This window comes from Brevundimonas sp. UBA7838 (assembly GCF_002500885.1).
Lineage (GTDB): Bacteria > Pseudomonadota > Alphaproteobacteria > Caulobacterales > Caulobacteraceae > Brevundimonas > Brevundimonas vesicularis_C.
Genome location: NZ_DLTK01000060.1, coordinates 1 through 17681 on the forward strand (window position 1 = coordinate 1; position 17681 = coordinate 17681).

18 protein-coding genes are annotated in these 17681 nt (G+C 64.8%); 17 read left to right on the forward strand and 1 reads right to left on the reverse strand.

Annotated features, from left to right (window positions below):
- Positions 1-323: 323 nt before the first annotated feature.
- The 11 genes from B3T77_RS04510 (at position 324) to B3T77_RS04560 (ending at position 10710) form a co-directional block, all read left to right on the forward strand.
- Positions 324-1145: a flagellin gene (locus tag B3T77_RS04510; RefSeq protein WP_292077642.1), complete on the forward strand. Its 822-nt coding sequence runs from the start codon at positions 324-326 to the stop codon at positions 1143-1145.
- Between the two features lie 288 nt (positions 1146-1433).
- Complete coding sequence (locus B3T77_RS04515) at positions 1434-2255, forward strand: flagellin (protein ID WP_292077644.1); 822 nt, start codon at positions 1434-1436, stop codon at positions 2253-2255.
- 111 nt (positions 2256-2366) lie between these two features.
- Positions 2367-3104 (forward strand): flagellin, encoded by a 738-nt coding sequence (locus B3T77_RS04520; RefSeq protein ID WP_292077646.1) that lies wholly within the window; start codon positions 2367-2369, stop codon positions 3102-3104.
- Positions 3105-3188: 84 nt separating this feature from the next.
- Positions 3189-3470 (forward strand): hypothetical protein, encoded by a 282-nt coding sequence (locus B3T77_RS04525; protein ID WP_292077648.1) that lies wholly within the window; start codon positions 3189-3191, stop codon positions 3468-3470.
- Between the two features lie 135 nt (positions 3471-3605).
- The gene (locus B3T77_RS04530; protein WP_292077650.1) at positions 3606-4484 is read left to right on the forward strand and encodes a flagellin; all 879 of its coding nucleotides are present in this window, start codon (positions 3606-3608) and stop codon (positions 4482-4484) included.
- 60 nt (positions 4485-4544) lie between these two features.
- Positions 4545-7253 (forward strand): transcriptional regulator, encoded by a 2709-nt coding sequence (locus B3T77_RS04535; protein WP_292077651.1) that lies wholly within the window; start codon positions 4545-4547, stop codon positions 7251-7253.
- A gap of 81 nt (positions 7254-7334) precedes the next feature.
- Positions 7335-8006 (forward strand): hypothetical protein, encoded by a 672-nt coding sequence (locus tag B3T77_RS04540; protein WP_292077653.1) that lies wholly within the window; start codon positions 7335-7337, stop codon positions 8004-8006.
- Positions 8006-8428, forward strand: a complete 423-nt coding sequence (locus B3T77_RS04545) for a hypothetical protein (protein ID WP_292077655.1) — start codon at positions 8006-8008, stop codon at positions 8426-8428. Before B3T77_RS04540 ends, B3T77_RS04545 begins: the two co-directional genes overlap by 1 nt.
- A 168-nt stretch (positions 8429-8596) precedes the next feature.
- The gene (gene ssb, locus B3T77_RS04550; protein WP_017504124.1) at positions 8597-9094 is read left to right on the forward strand and encodes a single-stranded DNA-binding protein; all 498 of its coding nucleotides are present in this window, start codon (positions 8597-8599) and stop codon (positions 9092-9094) included.
- A gap of 114 nt (positions 9095-9208) precedes the next feature.
- A complete protein-coding gene (locus tag B3T77_RS04555) occupies positions 9209-10147 on the forward strand; it encodes a DMT family transporter (RefSeq protein WP_292077658.1) in 939 nt (312 codons plus the stop codon).
- Between the two features lie 29 nt (positions 10148-10176).
- A complete protein-coding gene (locus tag B3T77_RS04560) occupies positions 10177-10710 on the forward strand; it encodes a DUF1003 domain-containing protein (RefSeq protein WP_292077660.1) in 534 nt (177 codons plus the stop codon).
- A 39-nt stretch (positions 10711-10749) separates the two neighbouring features.
- On the opposite strand, the gene B3T77_RS04565 is transcribed toward B3T77_RS04560, so the two are convergent.
- On the reverse strand, positions 10750-11325 hold the full coding sequence (locus tag B3T77_RS04565; RefSeq protein ID WP_045810201.1) for a superoxide dismutase family protein: 576 nt from the start codon (positions 11323-11325) through the stop codon (positions 10750-10752).
- Positions 11326-11447: 122 nt separating this feature from the next.
- Here B3T77_RS04565 and gyrA point away from each other — a divergent pair, with 122 nt between their 5' ends.
- The 6 genes from gyrA to B3T77_RS04595 all read left to right on the forward strand — a co-directional run bounded on the left by gyrA (position 11448) and on the right by B3T77_RS04595 (position 17557).
- The gene (gene gyrA / locus B3T77_RS04570; RefSeq protein ID WP_292077664.1) at positions 11448-14216 is read left to right on the forward strand and encodes a DNA gyrase subunit A; all 2769 of its coding nucleotides are present in this window, start codon (positions 11448-11450) and stop codon (positions 14214-14216) included.
- A gap of 45 nt (positions 14217-14261) precedes the next feature.
- Positions 14262-15038, forward strand: coding sequence for a hypothetical protein (locus B3T77_RS04575; protein ID WP_292077667.1), 777 nt, complete (start codon positions 14262-14264; stop codon positions 15036-15038).
- Positions 15035-15871: an aminotransferase class IV gene (locus tag B3T77_RS04580; RefSeq protein ID WP_292077669.1), complete on the forward strand. Its 837-nt coding sequence runs from the start codon at positions 15035-15037 to the stop codon at positions 15869-15871. The genes B3T77_RS04575 and B3T77_RS04580 overlap by 4 nt, the downstream gene beginning before the upstream one ends.
- 53 nt (positions 15872-15924) lie before the next feature.
- On the forward strand, positions 15925-16410 hold the full coding sequence (coaD, locus tag B3T77_RS04585; protein WP_017504115.1) for a pantetheine-phosphate adenylyltransferase: 486 nt from the start codon (positions 15925-15927) through the stop codon (positions 16408-16410).
- Between the two features lie 13 nt (positions 16411-16423).
- Entirely contained in the window at positions 16424-17299 is an 876-nt protein-coding gene (locus B3T77_RS04590) for a peptidylprolyl isomerase (protein WP_292077672.1), read from the forward strand.
- A 21-nt stretch (positions 17300-17320) separates the two neighbouring features.
- Positions 17321-17557 (forward strand): hypothetical protein, encoded by a 237-nt coding sequence (locus tag B3T77_RS04595; RefSeq protein WP_292077674.1) that lies wholly within the window; start codon positions 17321-17323, stop codon positions 17555-17557.
- Positions 17558-17681 lie beyond the last annotated feature (124 nt).

Sequence of the window (17681 nt, forward strand, 5' to 3'; positions counted from 1 at the left end):
GTTTCAGGGGGTCACGTCACCTGCGACGGGGCGCGGCGGCTGGCGGTCGAGACCCTGTTGGCCGAACGCGCGATGCAGGACGCGCAGGTGCGACGCCGCGACTGACGCCCTGCAAAAACGACTCGGCAACTTCTGCCGCCTGGTGTGCAGGCTTGCCGGGTCGTTTCGCAAACCGCCGAGATAAATTCAATGAAATCAATGTCGGCGGCTGGCCGGCGTCGCATTTTGGACTGGCCCCGCCCTTGCTTTCCTGAAGAACGAGCAAAACGCTCCTGACGCTAAAATGGCGTCGGACATCACACGAAGTGAACAGGAAAGCCAAAATGGCTACGAGCATCAATACGAACTACGGCGCCGCTGTCGCGCTGCAAAACCTCAATGCGACCAACGCTATGTTGGAGCGCACGCAAAACCGTGTCTCGACGGGCCTGAAGGTGGGCTCGGCCAAGGACAACGGCGCGATTTACGCCATCGCGACGACCCAACGCGCCAACATGGGCGCCATGGATGCGGTTCGGAATTCACTTCAGCGCGGACAGTCGATCGTCGATGTGGCCCTGGCCGCCGGCGACACCATCACCGCCGCGCTCGAAGAGATGAAATCGCTGGCCGTCAGCATTCAATCGTCGGTCGCCGGCTCGGCCGCCGAGACGTCTTATCTGGCTGATTTCAAAGCCTTGGGTAAGGAAATCGACGAGGCGCTGAAGGGCGCAAGTTTTGACAGCGTCAACCTTTGGACTGAGGCGACGCCTACGGCGCTCGTCTCGGACATCGCTGGTGGAACGATGTCGGTCGGCTTCACCGCCACTGGTGGAATGGCCACAGACACGGACATCGCTGCGGTCACAGATCAGTCAATCTCAGCGACTGATGTCACAGTAGATTTGGTGGATGACGCTATTGCGAAGGTTACCTCCTCGCTCTCCACTCTAGGCACCCAGTCTAAATCAATCGGGCGCCAGCTGACCTTCGTCAACAAGCTGCAGGACTCGACCGAGGCCGGCATCGGCAACCTGGTGGACGCAGACCTGGCCAAAGAAAGCGCCAAGCTGACCGCCTTGCAAACCAAGCAGCAGCTGGGCGTGCAGGCGCTGTCGATCGCCAATCAGGGCAGCTCGATCCTGCTGAGCCTCTTCCGCAACTAAGCCCGCCACAGTGCTGAACGCTTCACCTTTTCGCCGTGTGGTGAACCCGCACAGGCGCAGATTAACTCGACACGCACCCGGCAGCTCTTGCCTTGTGCACGGACCAGCCCGGCAAGAGCTGCCGGGTCGGAAGGAGGGTAAATCAAAGGTAAACCAGTAAAATCAGTTAGTTGTCGGCATTTGCGCGGATCAGAAATGGCCCGGCAATTGCTTCTTACTCACCGAGCAAAAAGCTCCCGGCGGCAAAACGACGCCGGAAATCACTGAAGTGAACAAGGAGGGCCAGAAATGCCCAGCATCAACACGAACTACGGCGCCGCAGTCGCCCTGCAGAGCCTGAACAAGACCAACGCCCAGCTGGAAACCACCCAAAGCCGGATCAATACCGGCATGAAGGTGTCTTCGGCCAAGGACAATGGCGCGATCTTCGCCATCGCAACAACGCAACGCGCCAACGTTGGGGCGCAGGACGCCGTGCGCAATTCGTTGCAACGCGGTCAGTCCATCATCGACGTATCGTTAGCGGCTGGTGACACGATCACTTCCGCTCTCGAGGAGATGAAATCGCTCGCCGTCAACATCGCGTCGTCGGCAGCTGGCAGCACTGCGTTGGCTTCTTATGAAGCGGACTTTTCAGCGCTTGGAGCGGAGATCAAGGCGGCGATCGACGGCGCCTCCTTCGATGACGTCAACCTGCTGAAGACTGCTTCGGCCGGAGCGACGGAAGTGAAGGTCCAGACTGGAACGGGTGCGACTGACACCAAAACGATTGGCACGGCCACAGCGCTAAATGCCACCGGGACCAAGCTTGCGAGTTATCTAGGGGCGACGGTTACCGACTTCACGGCCGCGACAGTCGATGACGCCATCAAAGAGGTCACCACCGCGCTGGCGACGCTCGGTACGCAATCAAAGTCGGTGGGACGTTCGATCACCTTCGTCAACAAGCTTCAGGATGCGATGGAAGCTGGCGTGGGCAATCTGGTGGACGCCGATCTGGCCAAGGAAAGCGCACGACTGACCGCTCTGCAAACCAAGCAACAGCTGGGCGTTCAGGCGCTGTCGATCGCTAACCAGGGCAGCTCGATCCTGCTGAGCCTCTTCCGATAAGGCCCGGAGACCTCGCCGTCTCGGCGGCGAGGTCGTGGCCTTGAACCCCGAGCAAAACGCTCACCCCGGCAAAAGGCCGGGGCTCTCACGAAGTGAAAAGGAGGGCTAGAAATGCCCAGCATCAATACGAACTACGGCGCCGCAGTCGCTCTGCAGAGCCTGAACAAGACCAACGCTCAACTGGAAATGACCCAAAACCGGATCAACACCGGGATGAAGGTCTCGTCGGCGAAGGACAACGGTGCGATCTTCGCGATCGCCACGTCGCAACGCGCCAACGCCGCCTCGCAGGACGCCGTTCGCGCGGGTCTGCAACGCACCCAGTCGATCACCGACGTGGCTCTGGCCGCTGGCGATACCATCACCTCCGCTCTGGAAGAGATGAAGTCGCTTGCCGTCAGCATTGCGTCATCGACGGCGGATTCTGACGCCGAAAAGGCCTATCTCAAGGACTTCAATGCCTTGGGGGCGGAAATCGCCTCGGCGATCACCGGCGCCTCGTTCGACAGCGTCAACAGCTTGACCGGTCCTTTAGCCGGTTTGTCGACCCTGACGGGCGGTTCCGTGGACCGCACCGGTGCTTCGTCCACTGCAGTGGACACGGCTATCGGTACGGTTACCGGCGCCCTGGCGACCCTGGGCACCCAGTCCAAGTCGCTGGGCCGTCAGATCACCTTCGTCAACAAGCTTCAGGACGCTCTTGAAGCCGGCGTGGGCAATCTGGTGGACGCCGATCTGGCCAAGGAAAGCGCCAAGCTGACCGCCCTGCAAACCAAGCAACAGCTGGGCGTGCAGGCGCTGTCGATCGCGAACCAGGGCAGCTCGATCCTGCTGGGCCTGTTCCGCTAAGACGCGCGGCCGGAGCGGTTTCGCGACCGCTCCGGCTGATCGCTTGTTTCTCTAGAGGGCGTGGGACGACCTGCGCGTGGAGCCATGACAGACAATGTCGCAAGTTCAGTAAGCGTACCTCAGATCCCTCCCGTCAGTCCGGTCGCCATCCAGCCTGCAACGCCGGCGCCGGCGGCCAGGAACGACAACTACGACGCCAGCCGCTTTCGACTGACCATCGAGGCCGTGGGCGACAACCGCTTCGTCTACAAGGTCCTGGACCGGGTGACGGGCGAGGTGATCCGCCAGTTGCCGCGTGAGGATGTCGAAAAGCTGAACAGCGACCCGACCTATCGCGGCGGTCGTCTGGTCGATACCGCCGTCTGAAGACAGGCGAGGGCTCAAAATCTTTAACGCCGCCGGCTCGCCGGACGGCGCAATCATGGTTTCCGGCGCGTTAACCATGTGATTACGACTCATGGTTAATCCTGTAGCCCACAGAACGTCCGGGGGCTTGAAGCCATGACCACCAGCATCCACACCAACACCTCGGCGATGATCGCCTTGCAGAATCTGAATCGCACCAACGACCAGTTGGCGGCGACGCAGAGCCGGGTGAACACGGGGCTGAAGGTTCAGGGTGCGCGCGACAACGCCGCGGTCTGGGCGGTGGCGCAAGGTCAGCGCGCGGACCGGGGATCGCTCGAAGCCGTCACCACCAGCCTGAACCGCGCGACGTCCATCGCCGACGTGTCGCTGGCGGCCGGCGAGCAAATCTCGGACATCCTTCTGGAGTTGAAGCAGAAGGCGACCGCCGCCGCGGACCCGAGCGCCAGCGATGCGACGCGCAAATCGTATGACCAAGAGTTTCAATCGCTTTTGTTGTCGATCCAGTCTTTTGCAGACAACGCCATTTTTGATGGTGAGAACATTCTCGCAGGGCGTACGGACGGCGCGACACCTCCTGCGCCGCTCGGGGACTTGAACTTTATCGCCAGTGCGGACGGCCAGGAGAATATCCAGCTGAAGCGTCAAAACCTGACACTTTCAGGCTTGGGGCTTGCGGCCGACGCTTCGGCTACGCCCGCTGTTACCGCGCCAAGCTTATTGGTTGAGGCCGATGCCAAAGCCGCGCTGAACCGGATCAACAACGCCATCGCAACCTCGAGTTCCCGTCTTTCAGAACTGGGCGCCCAGTCCAAGCAGATCGAGCGTCACACCACCTATGTCGGCAAGCTGTCGGACGCGCTGGAAGCCGGCATCGGCAATCTGGTGGATGCGGACCTGGCCAAGGAAAGCGCACGCCTTCAAGCCCTGCAGGTCCAGCAGCAACTCGGCGTTCAGGCCCTGTCGATCGCCAACCAGGCGCCGCAGGTCATTCTGTCGCTGTTCAAGGGCTGATCGGACAGCTTAACGGTTCCTTATCGACGCCCGCCGCACGATAGGGTCGGAGCCGTCTGAATGATCAACAACAGCTATCTGCTGGGTCTTTTCGGAACGACGACGGGGACGTCGTCGTCAGGCGCGGCCGCGACCGCCAGCCCGGCCGTCAAAACCAAGAAGACCCAACCGACGGCCCCTTGGTCGTCCACGGCGACACCGGCGAAGGCCAGCGACCTGGTCCGTGCGGTCCTGGGCGGCCGTCGCCTGATCGACGAGGGCAATGTCAGCCTGGATTTGGCTGGCGCCTCCACCGACTACCGCAAGATGTTCGCCCTGTATCAGGGCCTGAACACGCTGGGCGCCTTGGCCGACCGTGCTGGCGTCAAAGGGCTGAGCGCGTCGGAAGCGGCCTTGGTGTCCAAGCGCTTCGGCGAAGGCCTGGCCGAATTGTCGACCTATCTGAGCACCGCCAGTTTCGAAGACATGCGGTTGGTGCAGGGCGTGGCCCAGACCTCGGTCAAGAGCACCTATGCGCTGGAACGGGCGCCGACCAGTTTCGTCACCGCCCCCATCCACGACGGCGACCCCACCGCCTCGGTTAAGGCGTTCGAGGGAGACGTGAAGTTCTCCGTGACCGTCAAGACGGCGGCCGGGGAGCAGGCGATCGCCATGGACTTGTCTGAGATGGGGGCGACCGATCGGTCGTTGGCCAATGTCACCGCCTATATGAACGGCAAGCTGGAGGATGCGGGCGTCGCGACGCGCATCAGCGCTCAGTTGATCCCCGCCGAGCCGAAGACGGTCAAAAGCGGGACCAAGACCATCACTCTGCCGGCCGGACCGGATCAGTGGGCGTTGAAGGTCAATGGCGGGACCGGCGAAGCCATCAGCTTCCAGGCCGTCGACACCTCCGACGCCGTCTATGTGACGCAAGGGGTCGGCAAGACCGGCACGGCGGGCCAACTGCTGAAGTTTCAGGCCGACGGCGGCGCGGCGCCGGCCGCCCAGCAGGGCGTCGATGATCCGTTCTGGGTCGAGGGCAGGGTGGGACACGCCGACCTGCCCAATGGCGTGGCTGCGGTTAAGGCCAGCGCCGTGGCCCCGGACGGCTCCGTCTGGGTCGTCGCCGAACTGACGGCGGGCGACGCCAGCCAGCCGATCAAGGGTGCGCGCGATGTCGCCCTGATGAAATACGATTCCGCCGGCAATCTCGTGCAGACCAAGCTGCTCGGCGCCGCCTCCAGCGCCAACGGCTTCTCCATCGCCATCGACGATGACGGCCGGGTCGCCTTGGCCGGATCGGTGACCGGGGCGCTGGAACCCGGCAAGAGCGGCGACAACGCGGCCGTGGCCGACAGTTTCGTTTCGGTCTTCGACAGTTCAGGCCAAGAACTGTGGACTCAGCGTCGCGGGGCCAAGGCGGCCGATGAGGCGACCGAGGTTCGCTTCGGCGCCGATGGCATGGTCTATGTCGCCGGTCGCTCGAAATCGGCCATGCCGGGCAATGCGGCCCTGGGCGGCTGGGATTCCTATCTTCAGGCCTTCCAGGAAAAGCCAATCAAGATCAACGGCCCAGACGTCGGCGTGAACGTCGCGACGGTGCAGTTCGGCACCAGCGGCGACGATTCCATTCAGGCCATGACGGTGTCAGGAAACGACCTCTACACGGCCGGCGTCGAGAACGGGAAAGCGGTCGTGCGCCGCTTCACCCTGGACGCCGACGGCGTGCCGAGCCTGGCTTCGACGCGTGACCTTGGCTACGCCAGCGGCGCGATCGCCGGCATATCGGTCGAGAACGGCAAGGTGGTCGTGACCGGCCATACCGAAAACACCGCCCTCGATATCGCGACGGTGACCAACGCCCATGCCGGCGGCAGCGACGTCTTCATCGCCACCTTGTCGGCTGACCTTCAGGCCTCGGCAAGCGACCAACTGACCTATTTCGGCGGGGCGGGCGCGGACACCGCCGCCGACGTCGCCATCAAGGACGGCAAGGTCTGGATCACCGGCACGAACCGGGCGGAAGGCGCCGGCAAGGACGACCCCACATCCGGCTATCTGGCCCAGATCGATCTCGCCACGGGCCAGGTCCAATCGAACCGAACCTGGCGCGCGGACGGCGATCAGGCCAAGCCGACCAGCCTCAGCATCGCAGCGGGCGGGGCCAGCGTGCTCGACCGCCTCGGCCTGCCTCAAGGCCAGATCATGCAGGCGGATTCCAAGCTGCTGACCGTCGCCACCTCGGCCCGCGTCGGCGATCAGTTTTCGATCAGCCCCGCAGCCGGCGGCCGCGCCATCACTGTGACCATCGACGCCAAGGACACGCTGGAAAGCCTGGCCAAGAAGATCAACGCCGCCTCTGGCCGCCAGTTGGAAGCCAAGGTCATCACCGACCTGAAGGCCAAACCCATCGTCCAGCGTCTGGAAATCAAGACGGCGGCCAACAAGGACGGCGCCGTCATCTCCGCTGGGGCGATCGGCAAGGACGCCCTGGGCGCGCTTGGCCTGACGCCCGGTTTCGTCGGTCCGGTGAAGCCGGACAAGGACGCGATCAAGACCTATGGGCTGAATCTGTCGAACAAGCTGAACCTGAACGATCCCGCCTCGATAAAGGCGGCCATCGAATCGCTGGCCCAGGCGATGACGGCGGTCCGGTCTTCCTATCGCGCCCTCGCGCCATCGACCGGCGGCATAACCAACACCCAGACCGGCAACGGGTCCTCGACCGCCTACCAGCAGACGCAACTGGCCAACTATCAGGCTGCGCTGAGCCGCCTGACGGCTTGATCGCGGTCGTGACCGGTCAAGGCGGTTGACGCCCGAGGCCGGGTCGGAGTTATTGGCCTCCTCATCCGCGAAAGCCCGTTCATGGCCCTTCCGAAAGACAACCGCGTCATCCTGTTGGTCGGCGCCGGCGTGGCGATCGTCATCGCCGTCGTGCTCGCCCTGATCTTTACGGGCGGCGGCGACAAGACGACGGAAGCGCCGCCGGCGTCCAAGGGCGGGCTGGTGGTCAACCTGGCCGAGGCGCCCACGCTGGAGCCGACGCGGGAACTGCGCTGCTTCGTCGATGGTCAGTTCGTCGGCATGGCGACCTTGGCGGTCTGCGCCCAGCGCAATGGTCTGGCGACGGACGCTTTGGACGTAGGGCTGGACGCGACGGGCGCCTTGACCGCCGCCCCGACCGCCGCCTTTGCACCGCCCCCCGAACTGCCTGCGGTCGAGATGGCCCAGACCCCCCCGCCGGCCTCCGTCGAACAGACGCCTCCGCCGCGCCCCACACCCGTGGCCAGCGGCAGCCCCTGCCTGCGCCACACCGGCTCCGATTGGCGCACCCTGTCGCCAAGCATGAGCCTGAACGCGTGCGTTCAAGCGCTTTACGCCGGAACCTGCGTCGGGCCGGGCGACGCCCAATACGGCCGCTGGGGCGATACGACCCTGCGTCTGGTGCCCCGCCGGGTGGAACAGTCGAATGACAACAACCGTTTCAGGACCCTGGCCGAGCAGGATCGCAACTGCCAATTCACGGGAATGAACTGATGCGTTTCGTCGCCCTCGCCGCCATCGCCGGGACTGCTCTGCTGGGCGCCTGCTCAAACGAACCCAAGTACGAGTTCGCCGAGGGCGCCTGCTACTTCGTGGCGACGCCGGACAATGCGCCGCCGCGCCTGCAGAAAATTGCCGACAACCAGCCCCAGCTCGAACAATGCGCCGCGCGGCTGGAGGAGATGCGCCTTCGCTTCCTACGCATGGGCGGTTCGAACCAGGAAATCGCCGGCGCCTATCAGGGCCGCTTCATCTTCGTCGACCGCGAAGGGGTCAAGATCGGCAAGAGCCTGAACGGCAGCCGCTTCTTCGCCATGGCCCGCACCGGCGACGGCCGCCTGGCCATCCCCGGCGCCATCCAGCGCGACGAGACGGGCCGTCCTATCGCCATCGCCGCCGACCCCGCCGCCAAGTAGGACTTGCGCAGCCAGAACGAAAGTGGAACATTCGGTTAATGCTTATCCACTGATTTAGCGGGTTTGCTGTCGAAAGGGCTGGCGATGAGCAGTCGCGCCGGTCAGACATCGGACTGAATTGACGGGGCGGGCGAAGTCGTCGCCGCCTCACACGAGAAGGAAGTTTCCATGGCGGGCAGCGTCAATAAGGTCATTCTGGTCGGCAACCTGGGTCGAGATCCCGAAATCCGCTCCATGCCCAACGGCGACCGCATCGCCAACCTGTCCATCGCCACCTCGGAAACCTGGCGCGACAAGTCCTCGGGCGAGCGTAAGGAAAAGACCGAGTGGCACCGGGTCGTCATCTTCAACGACAACATCGTCAAGGTGGTCGAAAACTATGTGAAGAAGGGCTCGACCGTCTACATCGAGGGCGCGCTCCAGACCCGCAAATGGACCGACCAGCAGGGCGTCGAAAAATATTCGACCGAGATCGTCGTCAGCCGCTTCAAGGGTGAACTGACCATGCTTGGCGGCCGTTCGGAAGGCGGCTCGTCGGGCGGCGGTTACGGCGGCGGCGGTGGTCGCGGCGATGACGACTATTCCTCGGGCTTCTCCACCGGCGGCGCCAACAAGCCGAGCGGCCCCAAGGAAAGCTACGACCTCAACGACGACATCCCGTTCTGAGGCAGTCCGGCTTGGTGATCGCTGCAGGCGGTCGCCAAGCCGGATTATTGAGCGGAAACCTGAGGTCATCCAAAGTGAGCCGACGCGGCAGCCGCGCCGTGCCATAGGGCGGTCATGACCGACGTCCGTTCCGAAGTTGCGGCTGCGCCCGCGCCCCTGCCCAAGAGGCCTCACGCCCTGACAGGGCTGGAGATCGCCGCCATCGTGGCGATCATCGTGGTGTGGGGCGTCAACAACGCCGGGGCCAAGCTGGCGACGCAGGAGTTGTCGCCGCTGCTGGTCGGCGCCATCCGGTTCGGCATCGCCACCGCCTGTCTGATCGCCTTCGTGCGGCCGCCGTTTCCGGACTGGAAGAGCCTGATGCTGATCGTAATCATCGGCGGGCCGATCCAGTACGGTTTGGCCTACACCGCCTACTGGCTGGCGACGGACGTCAGCCCGGTGACGGTGGCCAATCAGTTGTGGATTCCCTTCACCACCCTGTTCGCCTTTCTGATCCTGGGCGAGCGGCTGTCCAAGGCGGCCCTGGTCGGCATGGGCGTGGCCTTCGTCGGCGTGGCCTGGATGACGCTGGACGCCCATGCGCTGCAGGACTGGAAGGCCATTCTGGTCGCCATCGCGGCCGGCGCCGCCTGGGGCGTAACCACGGTGGTGGCGCGCCGCACCACCTCCATCCCGCCGCTGAAGATGCAGGGTCTGCTGGCGCTGGGCGCCTTTCCCGTCATGGCCTTCGGCTCGGCGGTGTTCGAGCATGGCCAGTGGGAGGCGGTGAAGCGCGCCACGCCCATGGTCTGGGCCTCGTTGCTGTGGGCGGGCGTCGTGTCGTCCGTGCTGGCGACGACCCTGCTGTTCTGGCTGGTGCAGCGGCGCGAGGCGGGGCGGGTGACGCCCTATCTGCTGGTCACGCCCGTGGTGTCGATGTTCATCGGCTGGAGCTTCATGGGCGATATCCTAACGCCGCAGATTCTGACGGGGTCGGCCATCACCATGGGAGGGGTCGCCCTCGTGGCCCTGGCCGAACGGGGCTTGCGCGCTGGGGCCGCCAAGGCTTGATCTGTTCCTGATCGTTTCAGGAGCCCGCCATGCATCACGCCCCCCTCGACGCCGACCACGTCTCCCGCCGCTGGCTGGGCAAGGCGAAGCACGATCTTCCGGCGAACGAAGCCTTCGTCGTTCAGAGCACCGCCGATCGTCGCCCCGTTTCCGAAGACATCAACGAGACCTTCGACGACCGCCAAACCTTTGGCGAGCGGCTGGCCGATCGGGTGGCGGCCTTCGGTGGTTCGTGGCCCTTCATCATCGCGTTCGGCGTCTTCCTGGCGATCTGGACCGGGCTGAACCTGCTGCTGCGCAAGGAAGCCTTCGACCCCTATCCCTTCATCTTCCTGAACCTGGTCTTGTCGATGCTGGCGGCGATCCAGGCGCCGGTCATCATGATGAGCCAAAACCGCCAGGCGTCAAAGGATCGGCTGGACGCGGGCAATGACTATCAGGTCAATCTGAAGGCCGAGATTGAGATCATGGCCCTGCTGGAAAAGGTCGAACACCTGACCGCCCGACAGGAGGAGCAGACCGAAATGATCCGCCGTCTTCTCGCACAAAAAGAGACCCGCTGAACGCTGTCCAGCGAGCCATCTTCTGGTTCGTAGAAAGACTTAGCTTGCGCTGAGGGCCGCGCAGGCCACCCGGTCGCCTGCGCCGCCGATGGGCTGGGTCGAATGGTCGTCGGGATTGGCGTGGATGATGATGGCCGAGCCGTCGGCGTCCCACAGCCATTGGCCGGGGCCTTCGGACGAGATCCGGGCGCGGGTCGTGAACAGCTCGGCGTTCACCTTGCCGTCCGCACCGGCCCAGACGTTGGGAAGGTCGCCGTCGTCCGGTCCGGCGGCGTTCAGCAGGCCGTGCGGCGCCTTGGGTTCGCCGTGGTTGATATGGGCGCCGGACGAGGTGAAGGGCGCGGCGCATTCGCCGGTCGCATGGATGTGGATGCCGTGCCAGCCGGGCGTCAGGCCCGAAGCCTCGATCTTCATCAGCAGGCCGGTCGGGCCCTGACGCAGGTCGACGCGACCGATATTGGCGCCGGAGGCGTTGATCAGAACGGCCTGTCCCGTCGCGCCGACGGGCGCGCGTTCGACGGCCGCCTGGGGCGCGTTTCCGGTCGCGGCGCAGGCGGTTGTCAGGGCCAAGGGGGAGGCGAGGAGAAGGGCGGCGGCGAGGCGGGTGGCGCGCATGTCGAAAGTCCTTTCAGAGACGGGCTTTCACGGCGACGTCGCTTTGCCACCGAGGCCCTGGAATGCTAGAAATCGTCACAGCGGATCACGTTCCGATTCCGGCCGCATAAAGCCACGCTTCATTGACCGACGACAGCTACGAAAACGCCGCATCTCCGATCGTTCCGGGAGGCGGCGGCTCCGACATTTCCACGATCACGATCGAGGACGAACTGAAGCGTTCGTACCTCGACTACGCCATGAGCGTGATCGTCTCGCGCGCGCTTCCCGACGCCCGGGACGGGTTGAAGCCGGTTCACCGTCGCATCCTGTATTCGATGCACGACCTGAACATGACGCCTGAGCGCAGCTATTCGAAATGCGCTCGTGTGGTCGGTGACGTGCTGGGCCGGTTCCACCCCCATGGCGACGCCTCGGTCTATATGGCCCTGGTGCGGATGGCGCAGCCGTTCTCGATGGGACTGATGCTGGTCGACGGCCAGGGCAACTTCGGTTCGGTCGACGGCGATATGCCCGCCTCGATGCGTTACACCGAGGCCCGGATGGCCCCGGCCGCCGTCGCCCTGATGGCCGACATCGACAAGGACACGGTCGATTTCCAGCCGAACTACGACGAGAAGGAGCTGGAGCCGGTCGTCCTGCCGAGCCGGATTCCGAACCTGCTGGTCAACGGCGCGGGCGGCATCGCCGTCGGCATGGCGACCAACATCCCGCCGCACAATCTGGGCGAGGTCGTGGATGCGGCCCTGGCCCTGCTGGATGATCCGAACGTCACCGACGACGCCCTGCTGGACATCGTGCCCGGTCCGGACTTCCCGACCGGCGGCGAGATCATGGGCCGCACAGCCCCGCGCAACGCCCTGCGAGACGGTCGCGGCTCGGTCGTCGTGCGTGGCCGGGCCTCGGTGGAGGAGATCCGCAAGGACCGCGAGGCCATCGTCGTCACCGAGCTGCCCTATCAGGTCAACAAACAGACCCTGATCGAGCGCATCGCCGAAATGGTGCGCGAGAAGCGGCTGGAAGGCATTTCCGACGTTCGCGACGAATCCGACCGCCAGGGCATGCGGATCGTGATCGAGCTGAAGCGCGACGCCTCCGGCGACGTGATCCTGAACCAGCTGTGGCGCTATACCGCCATGCAGAGCTCGTTCGGCGTCAACATGCTGGCGCTGAACCACGGCCGGCCCGAGCAGATGGGCCTGCGCCAGCTGCTGCAGATCTTCCTCGACTTCCGCGAGGAAGTCGTCGTTCGCCGCGTCAAGTTCGAGCTGAACAAGGCCCGCGACCGTGGCCACGTCCTGGTCGGTCTGGCCGTCGCCGTGGCCAATATCGACGAGGTGATCCACATCATCCGCTCCTCGGCCGATCCGACCGAGGCGCGCGAGCGGCTGCAGGCCAAGGCCTGGCCCGTGGGCGACATGATGGCCCTGGTCGAGCTGATCGCCGACCCGCGCACTGTCATCGTCGAGGGCGACAAGATCCGTCTGACCGACGAACAGGCCCGGGCCATCCTGGCTCTGACCCTGTCGCGCCTGACGGGGCTCGGCCGCGACGACATCTTCGGCGAGGCGCACGGCCTGGCCGACACTATCCAGGGCCATTTGACCATCCTGTCGGACCGCAAGAACGTCCTGGCCATCATCCGCGATGACCTGATCGACGTGAAGGACCGGTTCGCCGTTCCGCGCCGTACCCTGATCGGGGAAGGCGACGGCGAGATGGAGGACGAGGACCTGATCCCGCGCGAGGACATGGTCGTCACCGTCACCCACGGCGGCTACGTCAAGCGTGTGGCGCTGAACGCCTATCGGACCCAGCATCGCGGCGGCAAGGGCCGCAGCGGCATGTCGATGAAGGACGAGGACGCCATCACCGGCGTGTTCAGCGCCTCGACCCACACCCCGGTCCTGTTCTTCGCCACCAACGGCAAGGCCTACAAGCTGAAGACCTGGCGTCTGCCGCTGGGCAATCCGCAATCGCGGGGCAAGGCCTTCGTCAATCTGCTGCCCATCGAGCCGGGCGACAGCATCATGAACGTCCTGCCCCTGCCCGAGGACGAGACGACCTGGGGCGACTACGACATCATGTTCGCCACCTCGAGCGGCGACGTGCGGCGCAACAAGCTGTCGGACTTCGCCACGGTCAACCGCGCCGGCAAGATCGCCATGAAGCTGGAAGGCTCTGACCGCATGGTCGGCGTCGGCCTGTGCACGGCGGACGACGATGTGCTGCTGACGACGGCGCTGGGCCGCGCGATCCGGTTCAAGGCCGACGACGTGCGCGTGTTCAAGGGACGGGATTCGACCGGCGTCCGGGGCGTGCGGCTGCAGGACGGCGATGAGGTCATCTCCATGGCCATCCTGGGCCGTGTGGACGCGACGCCGGAAGAACGCGCCGCCTACGTCAAACACGCCAACGCCATGCGCAAGGCCTTGGCCGGCGCGGATGCGGAAGAGGATGCCGCGGCCCCGGTCGAGGCTGAAGACGAGGTCGCGGATGCGGCTCTGACCGTGGAGCGGATTGCCGAACTGGGCGCCGCCGAACAGTTCATCCTGACGGTCACCGAGACCGGCTTCGGCAAGCGATCCTCGGCCTACGAGTATCGTCGTACGGGGCGCGGCGGCCAAGGTTTGACGGCCCACGGCTTGGGCGGTCGCGCCGGCACGCGTCTGGCGGCGGCCTTCCCGGTCGAGGAGACGGACGACCTTCTCTTGGTCACCTCGGGCGGTCAGATGATCCGCACTCGCATCGATCAGGTCCGCATCGTCGGCCGCTCCAGCCAGGGCGTCACCATCTTCCGTACCGGCAAGGACGAGAAGGTCGTCTCGGTCGAACGCCTGCCGGAAAGCTGCGGTGACGACGCAGAAGTTGAAGCCGGCACATCCGAGTGATTGCTATTGGTTCCCCCTCCCCGCATGGTGGGAAGGGGGAACTCAATGATACGCTACATCTCTTTTGCGCTGCTGCTCCTGCTGACGGCATGCGCCATGCCGGCCGCCGATCCCGCTCGTGAAGCACAAGCAGACCGAGCCTACAGCTTTGTGGTTTCCGGTGATGAGAGCGGCTTGGCCGCTATCGCGACAGACGGCTTGAAAGCCAATCTGAATGGCAATGCATTGGGCCAGTTGAAGGGCTTTGGATCCGTCCAAAAACCTGAGGTCGAGAAGACCGTCCAATGGCAATCCAACTTCACGCCTAAGGCCAAAGCCTACAGGCTTGTGCGCGAATATAGCTATCCAGAAAAAGTCGTCCAGTTCGAGACGCTTATGGTGAGTGAATCGGGAGCCTCATGGAAAGTGGAGGCTATCCATATCAACAGCTTCACTGCTGGGCAGATCGCGTTGGGTCGCTTCACGGTCACGAACAAATCGCCGCTTCATTATGTCGTCCTCATCGCACTAGTGGCTACGCCTCTCTTCTGTCTGGTCACCGCGGGAGTTGCTGTGCTCAGGCGGAGGTGGGCCTGGATGATCGCCTGTTTTTTTGGTGTTGGTCAGATATCGTTCAACTGGGCGACTGGAGCGATCCAGTTTCAAGCCTTGCAGTTCGCGGTTCTCGGCGCAGGCTTTGTGAAAGGGCCGCTCGTCACAGACGCATGGATAATGTTCTTTGCCCTGCCTTTGCCGGCCATCGTCTTTTGGATTCTCAAGAAATGGAAGCCCAAGCCAAACCGCAAACCAGCTAAGCCCGACGACACACAGACAGTTGAATGATGACCATCCTGATCGATGGCCTTCCTGCTAGCCCCAATGATCTGGCGCACCAGGCGTTGGTCAACTACGGCGCCTATACCTCCTTCAGCGTCGAGGATGGCGCTGCGCGCGGCCTCGACCTCCACCTCACCCGTCTGTACCAGGCCGCCGTCGAACTGTTCGGCGAAAGCCCCGGCGAGGCGGAGTTCCGGCGTCTGATGGCGCTGGCCGTCGCCGGCCGAAACGCCTGCTGGCTGCGCGTCAGCCTGTTCTCGCCGGAGATCGGCCATCGCAACCCGACCTATGTCGGCCGACCGAAGGTGATGACCAGTGTCTCCCCTGCGCCGCCGCCGCTGGCGAACCGGGTGCGGATTACCGCTATGCCCTATGAGCGCGAGGCGCCGCATCTGAAGCATCTCGCCACCTTCGGCCTGATTCGCGCGCGCCGCGCCGCGCGCGTCGCCGGGTTTGACGACGCCCTGTTTGTGGATGGTGAAGGGCGGGTGTCAGAGGGCACGCTGTGGAACGTTGGCTTCGTTCAAGGCGACCGGATCATCTGGCCCCAGGCCCCGATGCTGGCGGGCGTGACCCAGGCCTTGATCACGCGCGGGCTGCCCCAGGTCGGGCTGACTCGTGAAACGCGGCCGGTCCGTCTCGACGAGATCGGCGCCTTCGACGGCGCTTTCCTGTGCAACAGCGCCACGCCCGTCTGTCCGATCACCACCATCGACGATGTCGCCTTCGCCAATGATCCGGTCCTGCTCGCCAAGGTCGAAGCGGCCTGGAGCGCCCAGGCGCCCCAGCCCATCGCGGATCGTGACGATGACGATGGCGTCAGCCGGCTAGGCCGCTGATTTCGCACCTGCTAAACGACGCTGACGCCACGCGACAGGCCGGGGAGACACGCATGCGCATCGGACTTTATCCGGGCACCTTCGACCCGGTGACGAACGGGCATACCGACATCATCAAGCGCGCGCTGAAGCTGGTGGACCGACTGGTCATCGGCGTGGCCCAGAACGATGACAAGGGGCCGCTGTTCTCCACCGCCGAACGGGTCGAGATGCTGAAGGCCGAGATGGCGCCCCTCGGCGGCGACATCGTGGTCCAGCCGTTTTCGACCCTGCTGATGCATTTCGCCGAAGAGCTGGACGCCAGCGTCATCATCCGGGGTCTGCGCGCCGTCGCCGACTTTGAATACGAGTTCCAGATGACGGCCATGAACCAGCGCCTCAATCAGGACATCGAGACCGTATTCCTGATGGCCGATCCGCGCCATCAGGCGATCGCCTCGCGGCTCGTCAAGGAGATCGCCCGGCTGGACGGCGCGATCGACAGTTTCGTCAGCCCCGCCATCGCCGAGCGAGTGCGGGCCAAGGTCAAGAACGGTTAGGGTAGACAAGACCATGCGTAAGGCCATCATCGCAGCGACCGTCGCCGCCCTTCTCGCGGCTGGCGCGGCCCAAGCCCAGACACAGGCCCCCGCTGCGGCGCAAACGGCGCCGGCGGCGTCCGACTGGCGCGCCATCGCGCCGGAAAACCTGCTGGTTATCGATACGTCCAAGGGGCGGGTGCTGGTCGAACTGATCCCCGTCGCCGCGCCCAACCATGCGGAACGCATCCGCACCCTGGCCAACCAGGGCTTCTACGATGGTCTGAAGTTCCATCGCGTCATCCCTGATTTCATGGCGCAAACTGGCGATCCGAAGGGCACGGGTGAGGGCGGCAGCGAGTTGCCGGACCTGAAGGCCGAGTTCAGTTTCCGTCGTGGACGCGACGCCGGCTTCGTCGCGGTGCCCAGCGTCGGCGCGGGCGTGCGCGGTCTGGTCGGCGATCTGCCGGTCCAGACCCAACCCGACGCCCAAATGATGGTCACCGCCGACTTCAAGGTCGACGCCCACGGCCTGTTCTGTCCCGGCGTGCTGGGCATGGCCCGGTCGGGTTCGCCTGACAGCGCCAACAGCCAGTTCTTCCTGATGCGTCAGGCCTATCCGGCGCTGGACAAGCGCTACACCGTCTGGGGTCGGGTCGTGTCCGGCCTGGACGTCGTGCGATCCCTGAAGGCCAGCGACACGCCGGATGGTCTGGTTCAGGGACCGGATCAGATGACCCGCGTCCGCGTGGCGTCGGATCTGCCCGCCGCCGAACGTCCGACGGCGGCCGTCCTGAACACCAACTCCGCCACCTTCCAGACCCTGGCGCAGCAGGCGCGTCAGGCGCGCGGCGCGGATTTCTCGGTCTGCGACATCGAACTGCCGGTGCGCGTGACGCCCGCCGCCTGATCAGGCGGCGNNGGCCTGGACGTGGTCGGCAAGCTGAAGAAGGGTTCGGACGCCGAGGACGGCAAGGTGACCGATCCCGACACCATGACCCGCGTCCGCATGGCCTCGGCCCTGCCCGAAGCCGAGCGTCCGACGGTGCGCGTGCTGAACGCCGGCAGCGCCGCCTTCGCAGAACGGATCGCCACGGCGCGCGCCGCGCGCGGCGGCGCCTTCAGCGTCTGCGATGTTCAGCCGGTCGCCGAAGTGACAGGCGGCTGAGGCTTTCGCAAACGGGGGAGGGGACGATGACGATACGAACGATGGCGACGGCGGCGGCCGTGCTGGCTGCGACGGCGGGCGCCGCCCTGGCGCAAGACGCGACCGCCGTTCCCGCGCCTCCGCC